At 40.9% G+C, this 21,966-nt stretch carries 18 protein-coding genes and 1 tRNA gene; 14 read left to right on the top strand and 5 right to left on the bottom strand.

The window, feature by feature from the left end; all coding sequences use genetic code 11:
• The first annotated feature begins 58 nt into the window (after positions 1 to 58).
• Positions 59 to 1,156, top strand: coding sequence for an acyltransferase family protein (locus tag RCZ04_RS02335; protein WP_460484334.1), 1,098 nt, complete (start codon positions 59 to 61; stop codon positions 1,154 to 1,156).
• A 150-nt stretch (positions 1,157 to 1,306) separates the two neighbouring features.
• Here RCZ04_RS02335 and RCZ04_RS02330 read toward each other — a convergent pair whose 3' ends face one another.
• Positions 1,307 to 2,167 (bottom strand): glycerophosphodiester phosphodiesterase family protein, encoded by an 861-nt coding sequence (locus RCZ04_RS02330; protein ID WP_460484332.1) that lies wholly within the window; start codon positions 2,165 to 2,167, stop codon positions 1,307 to 1,309.
• A 295-nt stretch (positions 2,168 to 2,462) separates the two neighbouring features.
• Here RCZ04_RS02330 and RCZ04_RS02325 point away from each other — a divergent pair, with 295 nt between their 5' ends.
• The 13 genes from RCZ04_RS02325 (at position 2,463) to RCZ04_RS02265 (ending at position 15,846) form a co-directional block, all read left to right on the top strand.
• Positions 2,463 to 3,719 carry a sigma-54 interaction domain-containing protein gene (locus tag RCZ04_RS02325; RefSeq protein ID WP_460484330.1) on the top strand — a complete coding sequence of 419 codons (1,257 nt, stop codon included), beginning with the start codon at positions 2,463 to 2,465 and terminating at the stop codon, positions 3,717 to 3,719.
• Between the two features lie 172 nt (positions 3,720 to 3,891).
• Positions 3,892 to 5,163, top strand: coding sequence for a nucleotide sugar dehydrogenase (locus tag RCZ04_RS02320; RefSeq protein WP_460484329.1), 1,272 nt, complete (start codon positions 3,892 to 3,894; stop codon positions 5,161 to 5,163).
• Between the two features lie 56 nt (positions 5,164 to 5,219).
• Positions 5,220 to 6,164, top strand: coding sequence for a transporter (locus RCZ04_RS02315; RefSeq protein WP_460484328.1), 945 nt, complete (start codon positions 5,220 to 5,222; stop codon positions 6,162 to 6,164).
• The gene (locus RCZ04_RS02310) at positions 6,145 to 7,278 is read left to right on the top strand and encodes a GNAT family N-acetyltransferase (RefSeq protein WP_460484327.1); all 1,134 of its coding nucleotides are present in this window, start codon (positions 6,145 to 6,147) and stop codon (positions 7,276 to 7,278) included. The genes RCZ04_RS02315 and RCZ04_RS02310 overlap by 20 nt, the downstream gene beginning before the upstream one ends.
• A 45-nt stretch (positions 7,279 to 7,323) precedes the next feature.
• On the top strand, positions 7,324 to 8,022 hold the full coding sequence (locus RCZ04_RS02305; RefSeq protein WP_460484326.1) for a ZIP family metal transporter: 699 nt from the start codon (positions 7,324 to 7,326) through the stop codon (positions 8,020 to 8,022).
• A gap of 267 nt (positions 8,023 to 8,289) precedes the next feature.
• Entirely contained in the window at positions 8,290 to 9,060 is a 771-nt protein-coding gene (locus RCZ04_RS02300; RefSeq protein WP_460484325.1) for a DUF6261 family protein, read from the top strand.
• A 34-nt stretch (positions 9,061 to 9,094) separates the two neighbouring features.
• Entirely contained in the window at positions 9,095 to 11,410 is a 2,316-nt protein-coding gene (locus tag RCZ04_RS02295; protein WP_460484324.1) for a beta-N-acetylhexosaminidase, read from the top strand.
• Positions 11,411 to 11,462: 52 nt separating this feature from the next.
• Positions 11,463 to 12,851: a M20 family dipeptidase gene (locus tag RCZ04_RS02290; RefSeq protein ID WP_460484323.1), complete on the top strand. Its 1,389-nt coding sequence runs from the start codon at positions 11,463 to 11,465 to the stop codon at positions 12,849 to 12,851.
• A gap of 191 nt (positions 12,852 to 13,042) precedes the next feature.
• Positions 13,043 to 13,116 (top strand) — tRNA-Asn (locus RCZ04_RS02285).
• Between the two features lie 113 nt (positions 13,117 to 13,229).
• Complete coding sequence (locus tag RCZ04_RS02280) at positions 13,230 to 14,393, top strand: tyrosine-type recombinase/integrase (protein WP_460484321.1); 1,164 nt, start codon at positions 13,230 to 13,232, stop codon at positions 14,391 to 14,393.
• A gap of 213 nt (positions 14,394 to 14,606) precedes the next feature.
• Positions 14,607 to 15,056 carry a Panacea domain-containing protein gene (locus tag RCZ04_RS02275; RefSeq protein ID WP_264860753.1) on the top strand — a complete coding sequence of 150 codons (450 nt, stop codon included), beginning with the start codon at positions 14,607 to 14,609 and terminating at the stop codon, positions 15,054 to 15,056.
• The gene (locus RCZ04_RS02270) at positions 15,049 to 15,444 is read left to right on the top strand and encodes a hypothetical protein (protein ID WP_460484320.1); all 396 of its coding nucleotides are present in this window, start codon (positions 15,049 to 15,051) and stop codon (positions 15,442 to 15,444) included. The genes RCZ04_RS02275 and RCZ04_RS02270 overlap by 8 nt, the downstream gene beginning before the upstream one ends.
• Positions 15,445 to 15,453: 9 nt before the next feature.
• Complete coding sequence (locus RCZ04_RS02265; RefSeq protein ID WP_460484319.1) at positions 15,454 to 15,846, top strand: hypothetical protein; 393 nt, start codon at positions 15,454 to 15,456, stop codon at positions 15,844 to 15,846.
• Positions 15,847 to 15,881: 35 nt separating this feature from the next.
• On the opposite strand, the gene RCZ04_RS02260 is transcribed toward RCZ04_RS02265, so the two are convergent.
• The 4 genes from RCZ04_RS02260 to RCZ04_RS02245 all read right to left on the bottom strand — a co-directional run bounded on the left by RCZ04_RS02260 (position 15,882) and on the right by RCZ04_RS02245 (position 21,944).
• Positions 15,882 to 20,216 carry a tape measure protein gene (locus RCZ04_RS02260; protein WP_460484318.1) on the bottom strand — a complete coding sequence of 1,445 codons (4,335 nt, stop codon included), beginning with the start codon at positions 20,214 to 20,216 and terminating at the stop codon, positions 15,882 to 15,884.
• Positions 20,217 to 20,288: 72 nt separating this feature from the next.
• The gene (locus tag RCZ04_RS02255) at positions 20,289 to 20,849 is read right to left on the bottom strand and encodes a hypothetical protein (RefSeq protein WP_460484317.1); all 561 of its coding nucleotides are present in this window, start codon (positions 20,847 to 20,849) and stop codon (positions 20,289 to 20,291) included.
• A complete protein-coding gene (locus RCZ04_RS02250) occupies positions 20,836 to 21,342 on the bottom strand; it encodes a glycoside hydrolase family 73 protein (RefSeq protein ID WP_460484316.1) in 507 nt (168 codons plus the stop codon). The genes RCZ04_RS02255 and RCZ04_RS02250 overlap by 14 nt, the downstream gene beginning before the upstream one ends.
• On the bottom strand, positions 21,339 to 21,944 hold the full coding sequence (locus RCZ04_RS02245; protein ID WP_460484315.1) for a hypothetical protein: 606 nt from the start codon (positions 21,942 to 21,944) through the stop codon (positions 21,339 to 21,341). The genes RCZ04_RS02250 and RCZ04_RS02245 overlap by 4 nt, the downstream gene beginning before the upstream one ends.
• Positions 21,945 to 21,966 lie beyond the last annotated feature (22 nt).

Genomic DNA, 21,966 nt, shown 5'->3' with positions numbered 1-21,966 from the left:
GATAAGAGGTAAGGAGTAAGTACCTTACTTCTTATCTCTTACTTTTTACTTTTTATTTATGAATAAACCTCATTATATGCTTCTTGATGGGTTGCGCGGAGTGGCTGCCCTAATGGTACTTTGGTATCACATCTTTGAAGCTCACGCAACTTCACCCATAGACCAGACGGTAAACCACGGTTACTTGATGGTAGATTTCTTTTTTGTGCTTTCGGGATTTGTGGTAGGTTATGCTTATAACGACCGTTGGGGAACAATGAGCATAGGCACTTTCCTCAAACGCCGTTTGATACGCTTGCACCCAATGGTTATTTTTGGAGCACTACTGGGGGCGGGACTATTTTATTTACAAGGCTGTGAGGCTTGGGACGTGAGTCGTATATCGGTAGGGGCACTGATAGGAGCTACTTTGCTGAACCTATTGATGATTCCGGCAACACCCAGCATTGAGGCACGAGGTATTGGGGAGATGTATCCGCTAAACGGGCCTACTTGGTCTCTGTTTTTTGAGTATATGGCGAACTTACTTTACGCTTTTGTTTTGCGGTTGCTCTCGACAAGAACTCTAGCTTTTGTTGTAGCGATTTTCGGTATTAGCTTAGGTTACTTAGCTATCTTTGGCGATGATGGTTATTTGGGGTACGGCTGGAGTATGACCTCTATAGGTACGCTGGGTGGTAGCTTGCGAGTGCTTTTTTCTTTTGGTATGGGACTACTACTTTCGCGTGTGTTTAAACCTGCAAGAGTGAAATACGCCTTCTGGATAGGAGCGGTTCTATTAATAGGTATAGCACTTATACCTCGTGTTGGTGGTACCGAGAAGCTATGGGCTAACGGTATTTACGATACTTTATGCGTGGTGCTTATCTTCCCACTTATTGTTTACTTTGCGGCGTCTGACCGACCTAAGAGTGCTTTAACTCATAAACTCTGTAAGTTCTTAGGGGAGCTTTCTTACCCACTGTATATGGTTCATTATCCTTTTATCTACTGGTATTACGCTTGGGTGAAGAATGAACAATTGAGTTTTAGTCAATCGGTTTATGGGGCATTGGCAGTAGTGATAGGCTCTATACTGCTGGCTTATATAGTGCTTAAAGTATATGACGAACCGATAAGAAAGTACCTTAGTCGTAGTAATATAGGTAAGAGATAAGAGGTAAGATTACCCCCGTTCCCCCGAAGGGGGACAATCTGTTAAAACGGGAATGTGTGGCGATTATTGTTGTACAAACCTCCCCCAGCCCCCTCGAAGAGGGGGAGCTGTAGCTACACAAAAGCGATTTTCAGTACAACTTCTTATTTTTTACTTGAATGCCAAAGGTCTATCGGTAGAGAAGACTTGTATGCCTTTCTTTGCCCACTCGAAATACAGATGGTCACCTTTGGTAGCTGCGCGCTTATCTAAGTTTCCTAATGTACCTAATATGGTGGGTATTTTTAGTTGGTTTAAACGTTCGTACAGCTCATCAGGAGCTAAGCGAATGCCTGTGAAAGCCAATAACTTCTCTTTAGGAATACCTGTTTGCAGGATGCGGTTTAGTTCGTCTTCATTACGCACGCTGACCGAAAGGAGCATCTCAGGGGCAACCTTGTGTAAGGCTTCGGCTTGTGCGGTATTATAACTGATAAGCACCACTTGGGCTTCCATCTTCTCTTCGCGCACTAAATCTACCACTTTTTGATAAGAAATACCCTTCTTGAAATCTAACATCAAATAACCGTTGTGGGTTTTACACCAGGAAAGCACATCTTTTAAAAACGGAATCTGAAAGGCAGTTACATTGCCAAACTCGTCTTTGAGTTTTTCAGCACGCAACTGAGCGGTAGTAAGAGCTGAGACGACTCCTTGACCTGTGGCAGTACGTCCTAACTTATCGTCGTGCATCAGGAGTAAATCGCCGTCGGCACTCTCGAAGATATCTATTTCAAAGCTATGCACTCCTTTCTCGGAGAGGTATTGAATGCTTTGTAAGCAGTTTTCGGGATAGCCTTTAAGTTGGTCTCCTCCCCCACCGCGATGGGCAGAAACAATGGGTTTAGAGGCGTAATACATTTGGTTAGTAATCTCCTGTTGAGGGATTACCTGTCCAGTTGAGGGGCTTTTACAAGCCATTGCGAGGCATAAAAGCCATAGGGTGATGATATATTTCTTCATTAAAAACATATTTTTTTGCAAAGATAAACAAAATTAGGAAATTGGAGAGTTAGCAAATGAGGAAATGAGGAAATAAGGGGGTATATAAATAGTTTTTGGACGAGTCGGATTTTTTTTCGGATAAGCCGGATAATTTGGAGGTACGGACGGCACAGATTAAGGGATGTTAAGAGGAGCGGAAGATAGCGAAGAGGGGTGAATGTAAAGGCTTAAAAATAAGGGAAAAATAGGATTTTGTTATATAGAACTGAGGTTAATAAAAAATTATTCGTATCTTTGCAGTTCATAAACTCTGAACAAAAAAGTGGAAAATATACAAGCTATCAAACAGCGTTTTGGCATCATTGGCAATGACCCTAAGCTAAACCGCGCCATCGAAAAAGCTATTCAAGTAGCCCCTACTGATATTTCAGTGCTTATCACGGGTGAAAGTGGGGTAGGAAAAGAGGTAATCCCACGCATTATTCACCAGCTCTCACTGCGCAAACACGGCAAATACATAGCGGTAAACTGCGGAGCTATCCCTGAAGGCACTATTGATTCGGAACTTTTTGGGCACGAAAAAGGGGCTTTTACAGGAGCTACCGCGACGCGGTCGGGCTATTTTGAGGAAGCCGACGGTGGAACTATCTTCTTAGACGAGGTGGGCGAATTGCCACTCACTACCCAAGTGCGCCTCTTGCGGGTATTGGAAAACGGCGAGTTCATAAAAGTAGGCTCCTCGGTAGTGCAGAAGACGAATGTGCGCATCGTGGCGGCTACCAATGTGCAAATGCAAGAAGCTATTAAAAAAGGTCGGTTTCGCGAAGATTTGTACTACCGACTCAGCACAGTAGAAATACACCTCCCGCCTTTACGCGAACGCAAAGACGACATTCACTTGCTGTTCCGCAAGTTTGCTTCGGATTTTGCCGAGAAATATAAAATGCCGCCTGTAAAGCTCACCGAAGATGCGGTACACCTGCTCGTAGGCTACCGCTGGAGCGGGAATATACGTCAGTTGCGGAATGTAGCCGAGCAAATTTCGGTACTCGAACAGCGCCGCGATATCAACGCTACCATTTTGCGCTCTTATCTACCTGAAGAGACCACCAGTTTGCCCTCAGTAGTACCCGCACAAGCACGCACCGAGAGCGATTTTAGCAACGAACGCGAATTACTGTACAAGGTGCTTTTTGATATGAAATCTGACCTGAACGACCTGAAAAAACTCACCCTTGAACTCTTGCAACACGGCAATTCCGCCCAAGTGCAACAGGACAATGAAGGACTCATTCACCGCATTTACGGCTCAGCCGATGTGCGCAAAAGCGACTCGACCCCTCCTTCGTACGCTTTCTTACCCATAACGCCTGCTGAGAATGGTATTTTGCCTCACGAAGAGGTATATGATTACGAGGAAGCTAATGAAGAAGAGCGCTTTTCACTCCAAGAGCAAGAACGTGAGATGATACGCAAATCCTTAGAACACAATGGCGGAAAGCGTAAAGAAACTGCTAAGGCTTTGGGGATTTCAGAAAGGACACTGTATAGAAAGTTGAAGCAGTATAATATGATTTAGGTTTTAGACCACAGGCATTGTCGCAGACTTTGTGAAAGTCTAAGGACTTTGATAAAGTATATAAATCTAATAATCAATTGCTTTTGTCGTCTGTTCTATAAGGGCGTTTGCCAAACGCCTACACAAAAATGCCTCCTTGTTAATTATTAATTGTGAATTGTTAATTATTTAGATGAAATCATATAAAATAGGTGTTATCGGGCTGGGTTATGTGGGGTTCCCCTTAGCCTGTCTCTTTGCTAAAAAATACCCTACCGTGGGCTTCGACCCTTACGAGGCGCGCATTGCAAGCCTCAATATGGGTGTGGATACTACAGGCGAAATCAGTAGTGAGATGCTGAAAGAGCGCCTCGCTATCCACCTCATTTGCACGGCGAAGGCAGAAGATGCTAAGGATTGCAACGTGTACATTGTGGCTGTCCCTACCCCCATCGACCTCTACCAGCAACCCGACCTTACCGCCTTGCGCGAAGCGAGCACAACCGTAGGTCGTCTGCTCAAAAAAGGGGATATAGCAATCTATGAATCAACGGTGTATCCTGGGGTGACGGAAGACGAGTGTGTACCTATTTTGGAAAAAGTATCGGGGTTGGTATTCAACCGCGATTTCTTTGTGGGCTACTCGCCTGAGCGTATCAACCCTGGCGACAAACAGCATACGGTGGAGAATATATGCAAAATCACCTCGGGTTCAACCCCCGAAGTGGCCCAGGAGGTAGATGCGCTGTACAATTCGGTGCTCACAGGGGGTACTTACTTAGCTTCGTCAATCAAAGTAGCCGAAGCTGCCAAAGTGATTGAGAACGCCCAACGCGATGTGAATATCGCCTTTATGAATGAGATAGCGAAGATATTCAATATTTTGGACATCGATACTAATGCGGTGATTGATGCCGCCAGTAGCAAGTGGAACTTCTTGCCCTTCCGTCCTGGACTGGTGGGCGGACACTGCATAGGCGTAGACCCTTACTACCTCATACAGAAAGCTAAACTACACGGTGTATCGCCACGCTTAATGATGGAAGCCCGCAAGACGAATGACTCTATGGGGGGCTATATCGCCTACCAAATTATCAACCGTTTGTGCTTGCAAGGCACTCCTGTGAAGGATAGCCGCATTTTGCTGTTGGGATTTACCTTCAAAGAAAATTGCCCTGACCTCCGCAATACGAAGGTAGTGGATATTTACCGTACCCTTGAAAACTTTACTAATCATATAGTGGTATACGACCCGTGGGCAGACCCCGAACGCGCCCTTGAAGAGTATGGCATTACGATAGCAACTGAACCACAAAACCTCCCTACCCATAATGATGTAGTGGCGCTTTGCGTGGCGCACCAAGAGTTTCTGCAAATGGATATAGGAAAATACTTAAAAGAAGACGGTATTATTTACGATGTAAAGGGGAAGTTGAAAATCAAGAAGAATGTGTTTAGGTTATAAAAGTTGTATAGTAAAAAACTTTTTTCTATCTTTGTCGCCTAAAATATCCATATACAATGAAGAAAATATACTTGCTAATGCTTTGTGCTTTTCCGTTTTTAGCAAAGGCACAATACACCGAAATTATCAACTCAAACCTCCCTGGCACTTCACAAAGTGCTTATGCAGTAGGAGCGAGAGTGTTGCAATTTGAAGGTGGCTTGTGGTATGAACACAACCACCATAAACAAACAGGCACTTCTATGGACTTTACGGGAGTGAACTATGCAGTGCGCTATGGATTTTATAAAGAAGAATTGGAGGTTATGCTCAACGGTACGCTTGCTTACGACCGTACGACTGCACCTAACAGTACAACCTCTCACTTTGGTTTTGTAAACAATACTATTGGAGCGAAGTATTTGCTCTTTAAGCCAGCTTTCTTAGATGAAAAGCCAAGCATTTACAGTTGGAAAGCTAATAACTCTTTTAGCTGGCGCAATCTCACACCTTCTATTTCGCTTTATGCAGGGGTGAATTTCTTACCAAACAAGCGGTATTACTACGAGGCTATACCTGCACTTTCTCCTAAAGTGGCTGCTATATTTCAAGCAGAGCCTATCCCCCGTGTGGTGTTGGTAGCAAACGGTATCATCGATAGGTTCTTAAGCGGAAAAAACACCGAATACAGCTATTTGTTCACCGTTACCCATAACTTAGACAATGGTTGGTTTAGTATTTTTGCAGAGCATCAAGGTATTCACAGCCAGCATTACAACGACCAGATTACGCGTCTTGGTGTTGCCTTCTTGCTTTCCGATAAAATACAACTCAATGCCGATATGGGCTTTGGCTGGAAAGATACTCCGCAACGCTATATGGGGCTGTTCGGGGCTTCTTATCGTATTGACAATCACAACAGCTATATCAAGAAGGTGCTAAATGAAACAATAGAAACCACCAAAATTAAACACAAGAAAAAACCTAAAAGAAACAGACCTAATGCCATTGATCCTGATTAAAGAACTCAGCACTAAGAAGGAACTTACTGAGTTTGTGAAGTTCCCTTTGTCCTTATACAAAAACCACCCTTATTGGGTGCCGTCTCTCATCAGCGATGAGGTAGCCTCTTTTGACAAAACTAAGAACCCTGTGTTTGACAACGCCGAAGCCTTTTTCTATGGAGCATACAATGAGAAAGGTGAAATGGTAGGGCGTGTGGTGGCTATCGTCAATCAGCACGACCTTAAACAGGGCATAAAGAAAGTACGCTTTGGTTGGCTGGATATGATAGATGACATTGAAGTAACCAAATCCCTCTTAGCAAAGGTAGCCGAAAAAGCCCGTGAGTATCAACTGGAGTATATGGAAGGACCGATAGGTTTTTCGAATATGGATAAAGTGGGATTGCTTACCGAAGGTTATGACCATCTCTCGAATATGATGACGTGGTACAACTATCCTTATTATAATCAGCATTTAGAGCAATTGGGCTTTACCAAAGAAAAGGGCTTTGTAGAGATGGAATTTTTAGTAAAGAACTCAAAACCTGAGCTCTTTAAGAAAACCGCTGAAGCCATAAAGAAGCGTTATGGCGTAAAGTTTATCGACACGCCCACTACTAAAGAGGTGCTCAAGCACGTTGATGCAATGTTTGACCTTTACAACGAAACTTATTCTAAGTTAGCCTCATATGTGCCTATAAGCGAACGTCAGCGAGAGTACTTCAAGCAGAAGTATATTCCTTTCATCAATCCTGAGTACATACGTTTTATTGAAGATAAGGACGGCAAACTGATATGTTTCGCCATTGTGATGCCTTCGTTTTCTAAAGCATTACAAAAGGCAAAAGGCAAACTCTTCCCTTGGGGCTGGTGGCATCTGTTACAAGCCAAAAAACATCACAATACGGTGGAGTTTTACCTCATTGGGGTATCCCCTGAATACCAAAGCAAAGGTATCCCTGCCTTGTTGTTCGACTATTATTATGAAGTGTTCAAACGCAAAGGAGTTACGAACTGTGTAGTCACCCCCGAACTCGAAGAAAACATTGCCATTCAGCAACTTTGGAAGAGTTTTGACCCCGTAGTTTTTGCTCGGCGTGCCACCTTTAAAAAACAACTGATAGAAAACTAATAATATTTCGTAAACTTACCAGTGCAATTTGCACCTGTCATTAAAATGAATTATTTTCTTCCTTTTTTGGCAGTGGTATTAGGCTACTCATTCGTAACCTTTTTTAAACCTGCCCAGCAGCAATACACCAAACTACTACTTTCTTTCAGTGGTGCTTACCTATTGGCGCTTACTGTATTTGTGCTGATACCCGAAGTATATCACTCTCACGATGAGCACACACACGATTTTAAATACATAGGGCTGTTTGTGATAATAGGAGTACTCCTGCAAATTGTCTTGGAGTTCTTTTCGCACGGAGCCGAACACGGTCACGCCCAGCATCCACACCCGCATCAGCATACTACTTTCCCGCTTTCACTATTTATTAGCCTTAGTATACACTCTATTTTAGAAGGGTTCCCGCTATCTCACGGGCACAATCACGACCTTGTGTATGGCATATTTGTTCATAAGTTGCCCGTCGCCATTGTGCTTACCACCTTTTTTATTAATTCAGGGATTGCCAAATGGAAAACAGCACTATTTCTGTTTCTTTTTTCGCTAATGACATCCTTAGGAACATTGCTAAGTAGTACAGTGCCCAGTCTCATTAACTATCACACCGAGCTTTCAGCTATTGTAATAGGTATTTTCTTGCATATATCTACTGTTATTCTATTTGAAAATGCCGAAGGACACCGTTTTAACCTGCTAAAGTTTTTAAGTGTTTGTGTAGGATTTACGGTAGCTTACCTTACATAACATAAAAGGTAGTTAATTTACAACACAAATATAGCTTATAATTAAAATAGCTGCTGTCGCTACCTCATTATCATAGCTAATAAATACAAAAACTATAATTTCTACCCCATTCTTTGGGGTAAAAAACGAAAAAGCTACTGTCGCGAGGTTATTCTTATAGATAAAAATAAAATAAGCTATTAATATTAAAATATAAAATAGCTTGCATATATCAAAAGTATTATTTACTTTTGCCGAATGAAACTTTAACATTAAAAAATCAAAATTATGAGCTTTAAAATTGACATCTCATTACCTAACGTTAGCAAACTCAACAATGATGAGTACGCTCAGTTTATTAAAGGGGTAGTAAAATTAGTGAATACTACCACCGTAGAAAAATTAGGCGTTAAGCCAGAACTTATTTCAGCTATTGAAAAGAATTTAGACCTCCTTACGGAGGCTTCTCGACAAAGCCGATCAAGTAAAGAGTCCGAAAACATCAATCGGTTAGATAAGCAACGTAATGAATTGCTTTCTTATTTACTCTCTTCTTTCAGATTAGGTAAGAAAAGTTCCTTACAAACCCAGAAGGATTCTGCGCAAATTCTTTATTTAGAGTTCAAAAACTATAAAGGTGTTGCCTCTTTGCCTACTCGGCAGAAGTCTCAAGCCATCGATGCTTTGGTTAAAGATTTAGAAAAGCCCGAAATCACTAAACATTTAAAGACCTTAGGCATCTCGCACGCCGTAGCTCCTTTGAAAGAAGCTAACACAAAATACCAAGAATTGGTAGACGTGAGAGCTGAAAACCAAATTAGCAATAAGGTAATCAATGTAAAGAAAGTGCGTAAAGAAACTGATTTGCTTTATAAGGATTTGGCGAGATTTGTTTTTGCAAATCACATTATCAATGCTTCTGCTGAAACCGATAGTTTCACCACCTTATTCAATAAGTTAATTGATGACACTATAAACGCTAACAAACAGCGATTAGCACAAGCTCTTATAACTAAGAAATCAACTAAACCAGCGGGAACTAAAAGTGTTTCAGAATAGTGTTTTCATATAATCTCAATTAGTATTAATTGTTATGAAAAGACTCCTATTTTTGCTATTTCTTTTAGTAGTTGCTTGCCAATCCTCTCATAAAGGGGTTACCTTTACCGAGAGTGACCTTAATATCATTCCGCGACCCCAATCGCTCACTCTGGGTAAGGGTAGTTTCCGGTTTACTAAAGAAACTGTTTTTGTAACCGCTCCTGAACTATATCCTGTGGCGAACTTGTTTGTTGAACGATACGAAAAGGCAACAGGCTTCAAACTTTTCTTTAGAAAGGCAGCTATACAAACGAGCCATATACTGCTTTCTCTTGATAAAGCCCTACCCGAAGAAGGCTATACCCTGGTAGTAGAACCTGAGAAGATTTCTATCACCGCAGCCGACCATAACGGAGCGCTCTATGCCCTCGAAACGTTGCGTCAGCTACTGCCTAAAGAGTTTGAAAGCCCTACACCCATACAAGCCGATTGGGTGGTTCCTACCATTATGGTCAAAGATAGACCTCAGTATGCTTGGCGCGGATTGATGTTGGACGTCTCTCGCCATTTCTTTCCAAAGGAATATATACTGAAAAACCTTGACCGTATGGCGATGCTCAAGCTCAACACTTTTCACTTCCATTTGGTGGATAACGAGGGTTGGCGCATCGAAATTAAAAAGTACCCTAAACTCACCGAAATAGGGGCTTGGCGTGTAGACCAAGAGGATAAGCTATGGGATGAACGCACCCCTAACCCTGCCAATGCCTTTGCCAATCCTGCGACAGCTCCTAAAAAATACGGAGGGTTCTATACCCAAGAAGATATTAAAGAGATTGTTGCCTATGCCACAGCTCGTGGCATTACGGTAGTGCCCGAAATAGAGATGCCTGCCCACGCAATGAGTGCCATTGCAGCTTACTCCGAACTTTCTTGCCACAAACGCCCCATAGGAGTGCCCTCAGGTGCGGTGTGGCCTATCACCGATATCTATTGTGCGGGGCAAGAAGAGACTTTCACCTTTTTGGAAGATGTACTTACCGAAGTAATGGCGCTCTTCCCCAGTAAATACATTCACGTAGGGGGCGACGAAGCTACCCACACCGAATGGGAAAAATGCCTTAAGTGCCAGCAACGTATGAAAGACCATCACCTCAAGAATGTGCACGAACTCCAAAGTTACTTCATCAAGCGTATAGATGATTTCTTAGTATCCAAAGGGCGCACTTTGGTAGGTTGGGACGAGATAATGGACGGTGGTTTGGCTAACAATGTCGTAGTGATGAATTGGCGGGGTATTGACATAGGACGCAAAGCTCTCGAACAAGGCAATCCCGTAGTGCTCACCAGCGATTGCTATATAGACAACTATCAAGGTCTTCCCGACTATGAACCTCAAGCCAATGGCGGCTACCTACCACTCAAGAAACTCTATACTTACAGCTTAGAAAAAGAAAACCTTACTCCAGCGCTACAGAAAAAGGTCTTGGGTACGCAAGCCAATTTATGGGCAGAACACGTGGGTAGCACTGAACATTCTGAATATATGATTTTCCCGCGATTGTTGGCGCTTGCTGAAATCAGTTGGACAGCCACTCACTTGAAGAATTGGGACAACTTTATAAACCGCACCCAAGCATTTATGCAGCGTTTGGATGTGATGAAGGTGAACTATGCCCGCTCTATGTACCAAGTAGTGCCTACTGTTGGAAACAATGAGGGAAACATCTCCCTCAAATTAGAATGTGAAGTCCCCAATGCCGACCTTCGCTATGCTTTGGGAGATATTCCTATAGAGAAAGCTACGAAATACCACCAACCTATTGCGTTGAATCAAAGCACTACCTTTAAAGCAACTGTTTTCGGTGGAAAGGCGACCAACACTATTACCACTGGCGAGGTAATCTTCCACAAAGCTAAAGGCAAAAAAGTGAACTACAGTCCGCAGTATCACAAGAGTTACCAAGGGCAAGGCGACGCCACCCTTACCAATGTTATTCGCGGTACCAAAAACTTTCACGACGGGCAGTGGCTGGGTTGGTTAGGTGATGATGTCACCCTTACCCTTGATTTAGAGCAAGCTACCCAGGTGAGCGAAGTGCGCATAGGCACAATGGACGCTCAGTCGTCAGGTATTTATTTCCCTATAAAGCTTTCCGTAGCCCTTCCCAATGATGGCAAAACCTACCACCAAGTAGCTACGCTTGAGCAACCTTGTGTGGTAAGAGGCAAAGCCGAGTTAAGAGATTTCGTGTTGAAATTCAATCCTGAGGAAGCCCGTTACCTCAAGCTCACTCTTAAGAACGTCAAAACCCCTCCTAAAGGCGGAGATGCGTGGCTTTTTATCGATGAAATTTTGGTATTTTAGAAAAATAATGTACCTTTGTTGCGTAAAAAACGTTAATTATTAATTGATATATATGGATTCAGTAAAAAACTATATTCAGCAAAACAAAGACCGCTTTATTGCGGAACTCATTGACCTGCTCAAAATGCCGTCAATCAGCGCTGACGCTGCCTACTCGCAGGACGTGCTCAACACCGCCGACGCCGTGAAAAAAGCCTTAGAAAAAGCGGGCTGTGACAAGGTAGAAATATGTGAAACCCCAGGTTACCCTATCGTTTATGGCGAGAAAACCATTGATCCTGCACTCCCTACGGTGCTAGTGTATGGTCACTACGACGTGCAACCCGCCGACCCTATCGAGCTTTGGGAATCCGACCCCTTTGAACCAGTGATCAAGAAAACCGACATTCACCCCGATGGCGCTATCTTTGCGCGCGGTTCTTGCGATGATAAAGGGCAGGTGTTTATGCACGTGAAAGCCCTTGAATATATGGTGAAAAACAACGTGCTCCCTTGCAATGTGAAGTTTATGATTGAAGGTGAGGAAGAAATAGGTTCAGGAAGCCTTAGTTGGTTTGTAAAAAACAACCACGAAAAACTCAAAAACGATATCATCCTCATTTCCGATACCGGTATGTTAGCCAACGATACACCGTCTATCACTACCGGATTACGCGGACTTAGCTATGTGGAGGTGGAAGTTACGAGCGCCAACCGCGATTTGCACTCCGGTTTATACGGCGGTGCTGTAGCGAACCCTATCAACGTGCTTACTAAGATGATTGCCTCTTTGCACGACGAGAATAACCGGGTGACCATCCCTCATTTCTACGATAAAGTAGAAGAGCTCTCACAAGCTGAACGCGACGAGATGGCTAAAGCACCTTTCTCACTCGAAGCCTACAAAAAAGCGTTAGACATTGATGAGGTATATGGCGAAAAAGGCTACACCACTACCGAACGTGCTTCTATACGTCCTACCCTCGATGTAAATGGTATCTGGGGTGGCTATACTGGTCAAGGAGCTAAAACGGTAATTCCCAGTAAGGCTTACGCTAAAATCTCAATGCGCTTAGTGCCTAACCAAGATAATCACGAAATCACCGAACTCTTTACCAAACACTTTGAGAGCATCGCTCCAGCAGGTGTACACGTGAAAGTAACCCCTCACCACGGTGGACAAGGCTACGTAACCCCTACCGACACTCCTGCTTACCAAGCGGCGGTAAAAGCCTGCCAGCAAACCTTTGGCAAAGAGCCTATACCCGTGCGTTCAGGTGGAAGCATTCCTATCGTGGCTCTCTTTGAAGAAGAATTAGGTAGCAAGTCTATTCTCTTAGGTTTTGGCTTGGATAGTGATGCTATTCACTCACCTAATGAACACTACGGTATTTTCAACTTCCTAAAAGGTATTGAGACGATTCCGTGGTTCTACCACTACTTTACCACAGGCAACAAGTAAAATATGAACTTTGCCAAAGGTCATAGCACGACACGCTATGAAAACTTTGGCAAAGTTTTTTATTATTAGAAATGAGCTACTTAACAATAAAGCAAAAAAATATTTAATATTTTTCTACCTAAAAATTTGTAGATTTTAAAATTAGTTGTACCTTTGCACCGCAATTAAGGGAAAACATAAGTAATAAATATTCCTCCTTAGCTCAGTTGGTTAGAGCATCTGACTGTTAATCAGAGGGTCACTGGTTCAAGTCCAGTAGGGGGAGCAACAAGGTAACGCACTTCCACTCAAAGCGTTACCTTTTATTTTTAGTGCAGTAATCCCATTTGTAATTATTCAAAAACGACAAGGTAAACGTCAATCTAAAATAATTACATTATGGTTACAAAAACAATGGACGGGTGTAGCTACTCCGAACTATGGGTGTCCCCTGCCAACTGGCAAAAAGCTACTAAAAAAGACTTGGACAAAGATTGGTACGTGCAATGCGTATTCTTTGACCCTCGTTTTGAGAAGAAATACCCTAAAGGCTTCCCATATCGCAAAAAGGCTAATAGACCTAACACGGTAGAAGAACGCAAGGCTATGATTTCTTTTCTTCTTAAAAATATTCCCCAGCAACTTAACAATGGTTTTAATCCTATCCTTAAAAAGTATGTGAGCGTACACAAGGAGGGACTTTACCCTGAATTACACTTTATTGAGGCTTTTAGGCGTGCGTTGGAAATAAAAGTAGGTACTAAAAAACACCTATACGAAATACAATGCGCTATTAATAGACTTGAAAAAGCGTGTGAAGCCCTTGATATGCAGACCGTCAAAATAAAGGACTTGCGAAGGGTGGACTTGAAGCGTATGCTTGATTGGTTGCGACTATCCGACAAATATTACAATAGGTTCGTGATATACTTCTCCAGCCTATATCGTGAGCTGATAGAATACGAATGCTGCGAAAGTAACATTACAAGGGATATATACCCTAAAAAGGTAATAAAGGAGGCTCGTACCATACTTACCGCTGACGAACTTACTAAGGTGAAAAATCACGTCCGATTTATCAATCCTGATTTTTATAGGTATATGATGATATTCCTATATTCAGGGGCACGCAATACCGAGCTTTTTAGATTGCAACGCAAAGATGTAGATTTAGAAAATCGGGAGTTTGTAATACTGCTCGAAAAAGGCGGACAATACAAACGCTGTACAAAGGTAATTTTAGCCCCTGCATTAGAATTTTGGAAAGAGATATGCAATAAGTGCAAAAGCGATAACGACTACCTTTTTGCACTTGATTTTGTCCCTAACAAGAAAATGGGTCATACCGAGATTGTTACCCGCTTTTGGAAGCGACACGTAAAGGATAAATTAGGCATTGAAGCTGATTTTTACGCCCTCAAACACTATATGCTTGATAACTTGGACAGCGATACGGCTATGCTTTTGGCTTCGCATACTAATCAAAATACTACCGCTATCTACCAAGTGAACAAAGCTAAAAGGGAGAGAGAGCGGTTAAAGCAGTTGGATATACAGATATAGAAAAAGCCCCTTAATTGGGGCTTTTATTTTGTAGGTCATAAAATATTAGGAAAATACCTACTTTTACAAGTATTTTTGCTAAGTATTTTTACAAACTTTTTTGCAAACTTTTTTGCAAACTTTTTTGCAATATCAAAATAATATTGTACTTTTGCACAGTCAAATCTACTAATTTTCTTTCTAATCATTTTAACTATAGATATTTAAATAATTATGAGTTATAACGTTATACAAGTAGCCAATTGGCTAATAGAAAAAGCTAATAATACTGATAATGGGGACTTTATAACTAACTTAAAACTTCAAAAGTTATTATATTACTTACAAGGGTATTATTTAGCAGTTTTTGAAAAACCTCTCTTTGATGATGAGATAGAGGCGTGGCAATACGGTCCTGTTGTCCCTAATGCTTATTACGAGTTCAACGCTTTTGGAAAAAACGCTTTGCAACCTACAAGTGAAGGAATTGCTCAATTTACTAATGATGAGGAGGAATTACTCAATGAGGTATTTGAGGTATATAATGACTTCTCTGCAGTAGGGCTTATGCATCGTACCCACAATGAGCCTACTTGGAAAAATACACCTACTGCTAAAGGAAGTGTTATTACTAAGGAAAGAATGACTAAATTCTTTAAAACTCGTGTAAATTGGGATGAGTAAGAAAAAAGTTAAACCAGTTGAAGAAGAAGATAGTGTTGAAAGAAAGTATTTCTACCCTCTATTTTCATTCAAACACTTACAAACATCTGTCTCTTATAAAAACAGTAATGACTCTAAATTTTTTGTGGACTTTTTAGAGCGTTTACACAAGTTGAGTGTTTTAGGCTGGGAAGAAATCAGAAAGTCTCAACGCCACGGTTTTGGAATGGAGAAAATTTCGATAGACAAAATAAAACCTCAATGTCCAAGTTTTATTACTCCTGACATAAAAGAGTTGCACGTGTTTCGTGCCACTGGCAGCAATAAAGTATTTATAGGACTACAACAAGGTAATGTTTTTCACGTTATTTTTATTGAGGCTGATTTTGGAGATGTGTATAATCATTAAAAATAAACTATGAAAAGAATAGTATTATTACTGATTGCCCTGCTCGCTGTGGGGTGCTCGAAAAGTGAGGATAAAATAGTTCCTGATGATTTAAAAGTTTCTTGGACATATATACAAGACAAAGGGGATGAATATAAAGAAAAATATATTAATCTATCCTTTACGTACGATGAATATTTACTAATTGTCATAGAAACAGGATTAGAAAATGGAAAATTTCAAAAGGTATCACGCACTGAAAAAGGAAAGTTTTCATATAGCTACCCTAATCTAACACTAAAAAGTAGTTTAGGGGTTGAAATAAGAGGAATTATTAATGAAAAACGAGACGAACTAACATTATATAATTTTCGTAGCATCCTATTTATTCCAAAGACAAACGATATTACACTTACACATTGATAATAGAAAAGCCCTCTTAATTGAGGGCTTTTCTATTATCTCATTTTAATTCCTCTTGTCTGCATATCACTTAATATTGCCTTAACACCCGTAAGGTCTTTTCGCATATCGTGCAACTGAAAAGTGTTTACTTCAATTCCCGCAAGATGTTTTAACTGTTGAGCCGACATAGCGTGTAAGTTCTTCAAATCTTCAGAAAGGAACCTTGTGCGCTCAGATATTTGCATAACACTGTCTTTTGTTAGTTTTTGAAGCTCTGTCATAAGCCTAAATTGTCCGTTGAGCTCATCGGCACTATCTTGAGACATTCTTGCAAAACCTTTCTCTACTGATTGACGCTGCTCTTTTAGAAAGTCGTAACCTAAATTACTACTCATTTCATTCCAATTTTTTAAGAATTGTTGCATTTCACCGATTTTGCCTTTCATCCTACTGGAAAATTCTGCTATAAGATTCGCAGTAGCATTAGCATATTCTTCACTACTAACACTCCCATCTCCTGCTACTTTGTGCATTTTCTTTTGAAATTCCTTAAAATCTTTCGCAACAAACAACTCATACATCAACTGCTTACCGAGTTTGCTAATAATGTTACCTACTGACTTAGAAAAGTTTTCAAAAGCATCTTCTCCTTTTTTTAACGAATCAACAACACTATCTATTATAGATGTCCCCATTTCCCCAAAGGTTTTATTAAGATATTCATCAAACTTTTTTTGTGCTTCTAATGCTTGTTCATACTGTTGTATGATGGTTTGTAGAGCTTGTTTCCCTGTTCCTTCAAACTCCTTGTTATTAACAATGCTTTTAGCTAAGTTTACATCAAATTCCCCCGCTTTATTAATTAGTTGTGGATACACTGAAAGTAGACTATTATATTCAGTATGAGATTTTTTCCAAAACCAAGCTCCTGTAGTATAACTACCTGTTGCAATTTTAATATTCTCTAAACCAAGATAATCATCGCCTTTCCTGTTAGGTGACCGATATCCATAACTACGGAAACTTGTGCCAGCGTCCTCATAACGTTTTTTTAGATTAAAACCCATTCTGCGCTCTAAATCGTTCCACAGTCTGTTGTATTCTTTTAAATCACTCAAAGCGTTATTGATGTCTTCTGTGCCGAATATAGATGTATTTTCTTTGTGTAACATCTTCTCTTCCCAAAGTAGTCGGTTGTATTCATTCTGTTGGTTTATTTTTGACTGAGCTATTTCTTGTAATTTTTTTTCGTGAGCTAAACGCTCTTTTGCAGCTCCCTCAAACCCTCCTACTCCTAAACCTACAACAGCACCAATAAGAGCCCCCCAGCCCCCTCCTACACTTGCACCCATTTGTGCAAAAGAGAGAGTTTTATTAAGTAAGTTTGCTGTGTTTTGCAAAGTACGTCCTAATTTCTCTAATGATGAGTTACCTGTACTTTGTCCTAATCGCTCAAACTCTTGCCCTAACTGTCCAAATTGTCCTGTGATTGATTGTGCTGATGACAACATACCGTTGAACGCTTCCTGCCATTCAGCGGTATTGGGTTTGGCTTTGAATAGATTTTTGATGTTTGTACCGAGTTTGCCAAAAACGGTATCACTACGCTCGGCTGTCTCTCTTGTTTGTTCAAGTTGCTGGCGTAGGCTTTGGATATATTCTACATTGTCCTTATCGCCCATATCAAGGTTGCTCGCCAACCGGTCTATTTCAGCTTCTGCCTCTGCTATGGTTTGGCGTATTTCCTTGATGGTCTTTTTGCGCATATTCTCAAAGAGTTTAGCAATGGCTGTACCCTCTTTTTTGTAGAGTATATCCAACTTTTTGAGTTCTCGTACTTTTTCATCTTGTGCTTTTTTGACTTGTGGAGCGTCTGCGCCTAATTTAGCTTGCAAAGCGGTAATATCGGCATTGTATTTCTCCTCAATAGATTTACGTTGGTCGGTGTAGGTTTGGTACTTTTCTAATAAGTCCTTATACACTTGTTCTTGCTGAATACGTTGGTACTCTGCATTGGAAGTTAAAAGCACCTTTTCGTTTTCAGCAAGGCGTGCTTTTTCGGCATTGATAGCAGGAGTATTGGTGTCAAAGGCTTGTCCCTTTTTCCATTTGCCTTGTGCTTCTGCTTTTTGTTTTTCGGTTTCGATGAATGCGTTTAGCTGGTCTTCTGAACGTCTTCTAATTTCCTCTTCTTGCTTGTCGTATTCCAATTGAATGATAGCAAGGCGCTTTTCCGCTCCGTCTTGCATTATCTTAATGCGGGCTTCTTCACGAGCAAAAAGGTCGTCTTGAATTTGGCGGTTGTGGTCTCTTTGGGCTTTTTCAGTGTCGAAATCAGGGAGGGTATTTTTAGTAGCTCTTGCCTTGCTACTTCCTGACGGTTTCACTGTGAAGTCGTTGTACTCTTTTTTTGCTTGTTCTAACTTTTCTTTGGCATCAGAGATGGCTTTTTTATAATCGCTTTCAGTTTTATACCCTGATTTGTTGTTGGTAATATCCGATAGTGCCTTTTCAGCATCTTTAACAGCTTTGGCGTACTTCTTAGATAGGTCAGTATAGTTGTAAGTTTGCTCGTGTAACTTGTCGATTTGTCCCTTTAACGCTTGTGTTTGTGCCTGTAACTCTCCTTTATCAAACGAATACCATTCATTACCAAATTTCACCCCGTGAGAAGCCCACTTTTTACCCTCTTTTTCTTGTTTTTGAAGGTCAGCAATGAGTCGCTGGCGGTACTGTAATTGTTGTTGGAGTTCGCTTTCTGGAAGGTTTTTTAAGCTCTTTTTCCAATCAGATACAGCTGTATTTTTGATATCTTTTCTAAGGTCTTTTTCATTGTTTTTAAGCATTGACTCTAAATACTCACGCTGTTCTTTTTCGGTTACACTTTGGTATCCGAACATATTTAACCACCCCATTCCTCTACCAGTGTTGATAGCGTTATTTAATGGTTTTAGGTATGCTTGTGGGTTCTTATTGAACTCTTCTAAGTCCCTTTTAGCTTTTCTGTAATCATTGATTTTATTTATTTCTGAGCGTCTACTATCCTCTTCTGCTATCTCTTTTTTGAGTTTGAGAATATCAGCAAGTTTAAGGGTCTCAATATCGTATTTCTCAAATATTTTAGGGTATGTTTTTATAAGCTCGTCAAGAGCGTTCCCCCTTTCTGTATCTGCGAGAGCTTGGTTATTAACGGTTTCAATAAGCTCATCGACGTGCTGTTTATGAGCTTTTTCACTCTCAATAATTTGTTGCTTTCTATCGTTGTAGTCTTTTGTAGCCTTTTCGGTGGTAGTAATATTATCTCTTAAAAGAAAATACGCAGTTCCTAATCCTATTACGGCTGTTGCAACTAATACGTAGGGGTTTGCCATCATTACAGCATTCAGTGCTCCTGTTGCTACTGTTGCTGTTTTTGTAGCGAGCGTCTGTATGCCTTTTGCAATAGCGTCCTCTTTGGCAGCAATAGCCCACCCCTTAGTAAGAGCAATATTTACCAATACAGCGGTACGATATGTACCATACGTGGCAATAAGCCCTGCAATGAGCTTCCCGACTGTTTGATAATTCTCAACCAAAAACGAGACACCCTGAATTGCTCCTGACACAATACCCTCACTTGATTTACCTATCTCATTAAGCATTTGGTCGAAATTATCACGCAAATTGGATATTTGACCACCTAAACTCTTGCTTTGCTCTGCCATTAGATTATAGAATAGTCCGCCCTCGTTGGTCATATTCTTGATAACAGCTTGCACTTCGGTAAATCCTATCTTGCCAGCGGTAACCATTTCCTTAATCTCGGTTTCGCTCTTACCTACAACCTTGCTTAATTCGGCTATGATAGGTATACCTGCATTCATAAACTGATACAAGTCGTTTGTAAGCAAACGCCCTTGTGCTTTTACCTGTCCGTATACGTGAATAAGTTGCCCCATAGGCACACCAAGCCCTGAAGCCACATCACCCATACGGCGGAGGGTTTCGGTAACTTCCTCAGCAGGCACTTGAAAGGCTAATAGACGTTTTGCCCCCTCTGATACTTCTTGTAGTCCAAAGGGTGTTTTTGCTGCAAGGTCAGTCATTTGCGCCATTAATGCATTTGCCTTTTCCCTGCTCTTGAGCATTGTTGAAAAGGATATTTCGAGCTGTTGGAATTGAGAGCGTACCTCAATTACTTGGTTTACGAAAGCCTTTGCTTGTGAAAAAGTGAAAAACGCTAATGCTCCTTTGGCGAGGGTATCAATAGACTGTTGTAGCTTATTGGTTTCTCGCTGGGAACTTTGCATAGACTCGTTGAAAAGTCGTTGCATTTTATTTAAATCACGTTCTAAATTATCAAGGCGCAAATGTGCCTCAAAGTCCATAGTTCCATTGTTAGTGTTCATTGCTGTAATGTATTAAGATTATAGTAAAAACGCCCCATAAAGAGGCGTTCTTCGTACAACTAAAAAATAAAATCACTTCAAAAAGCGTTTGAGTTTATCGCGTATGAGATAAAAGGCTACCAATAAAACAATGATGATAGCAATAAGATACAAATAGGAGGTTTTTACGTTTCTTGTTTTATGAGAAAAAGTCGTATCAGTAGCCTTTTGGGATATTAATTGCGTGCTTGCAGTTATCGTATTCGTAAGGGTAGCCTTCGCCACTATCTGGCTATTAGAAAGGTTGCTTTTAGTGCTTATCTTCACCTTTCCACCACTGACCCTTATAGTCTCCTTATCTCCGTCCCTAATACGTGTATAAGTCACTTCTTTGCTATTCCCCACGCTGTCCTTGTCACTCTCAACCGTCACCTCATATTCCTGCGAGGTTTGCGTATCGAGTTGCAAGGTTTGCGAGTTTTGCTGAAAAAGAGCCGTACTATCCTTGTACTTTATAATACGCTCCTTTTGCACTTGCTTTTGCTCGGTAGTTGCTACCTTGCGCGTTCTACACCCTAATAGCCCGAGCAATACCAGCGCTAATCCGAGAACTCCAAAAGCTCTGAAAATTCCGATGTAATTATACTTTCTCATAGCCTTCAATAGTTTTAATTACTTTCTTCAAACTATCAGCATAATTTATTGCCGTAGCATACCCCGCTTTTGCCACCTCCTCCGCGAACTTGCGAGGGTCGCTTTTCACTAACAACGCCTTAGCATATCGCTTATTCTTAAAGAAGAATTGTGCGTGGTCAGTAAAACATTCCTCTGGGGTATCATATTTCCTAAACCAATCTTTAACCGTGTATTTATATTTGCCCATATAAGGCACAATCTTTAACACTTGTGGAAACCTATACCCCTCGTTTTTGGTTTTGAGTATTTCAGTAGTAGTTAGTAACTGCTTCTTGTTAGCAGGTGTGTTTGCGCTCGCTTTCACGCCAAAAAACATATTCCCATACACTGCTCCTCCCCAACCGCTCTCTAACGCCGCTTGTGCCAAAATAAAGAGGTGTGAAATACCCGTTTTGCGCTCGGTTTCAAGGGCAAAGGGCTTGTACTGTTTTATAAATTCTTTCGGTGTCATTGTTCGTCTGTTTTAGGGTTTGTTTCCTCTGTTTTAGCACTTCCGCTAATCTCATCGAAGAAATCTTTCAATTTGCCTTTCTTCTCATAGTTGTACAATGCTTTCATTATCCAACTTGGTGGGTATTTGCCCCCCGTAAGTACAAAAACATTCTTTACTATCTTACTCACAGGGTACATCAAAGTCATAAATTGCACTGAGCTTTGAAATATCTTACCCGTTTCCGTTTCGTTAATCGGTATACTTAATATAGATAGCGATACATATACTACTGCTATCACGAGCATAATCGTAGCATTACCCATTAGGAAATCGTGAATATTAAATGTGCCCGCTTTAGCGTGATACACAGCACCTACTACCATATTCAGGAATAATATAAAGCTAATACCTACAAAAAAGAGTTCGTTTTGTTCACGCCAAACTGAAAAGTACGAATATAACATTAGTAGCGGTATGCTCTTTGCAAAAGCTACAAAAAAGTAATATACCCTATCCCTTAGGTGTATCTTATCATCAATGTAGAATAGTAATACCAATGGTGTAGCCCATATCGCAATCTTTATTTTGGCTTTCATTAGCCACTTCAGTAGTTTATTCATTTATTAGGATTGATTTATTAGT

It is taken from the genome of Capnocytophaga sp. HP1101, assembly GCF_054772415.1.
The sequence above is the reverse complement of the archived record's forward strand: the minus strand, read 5'-3'. Positions and strand labels throughout refer to the sequence as shown.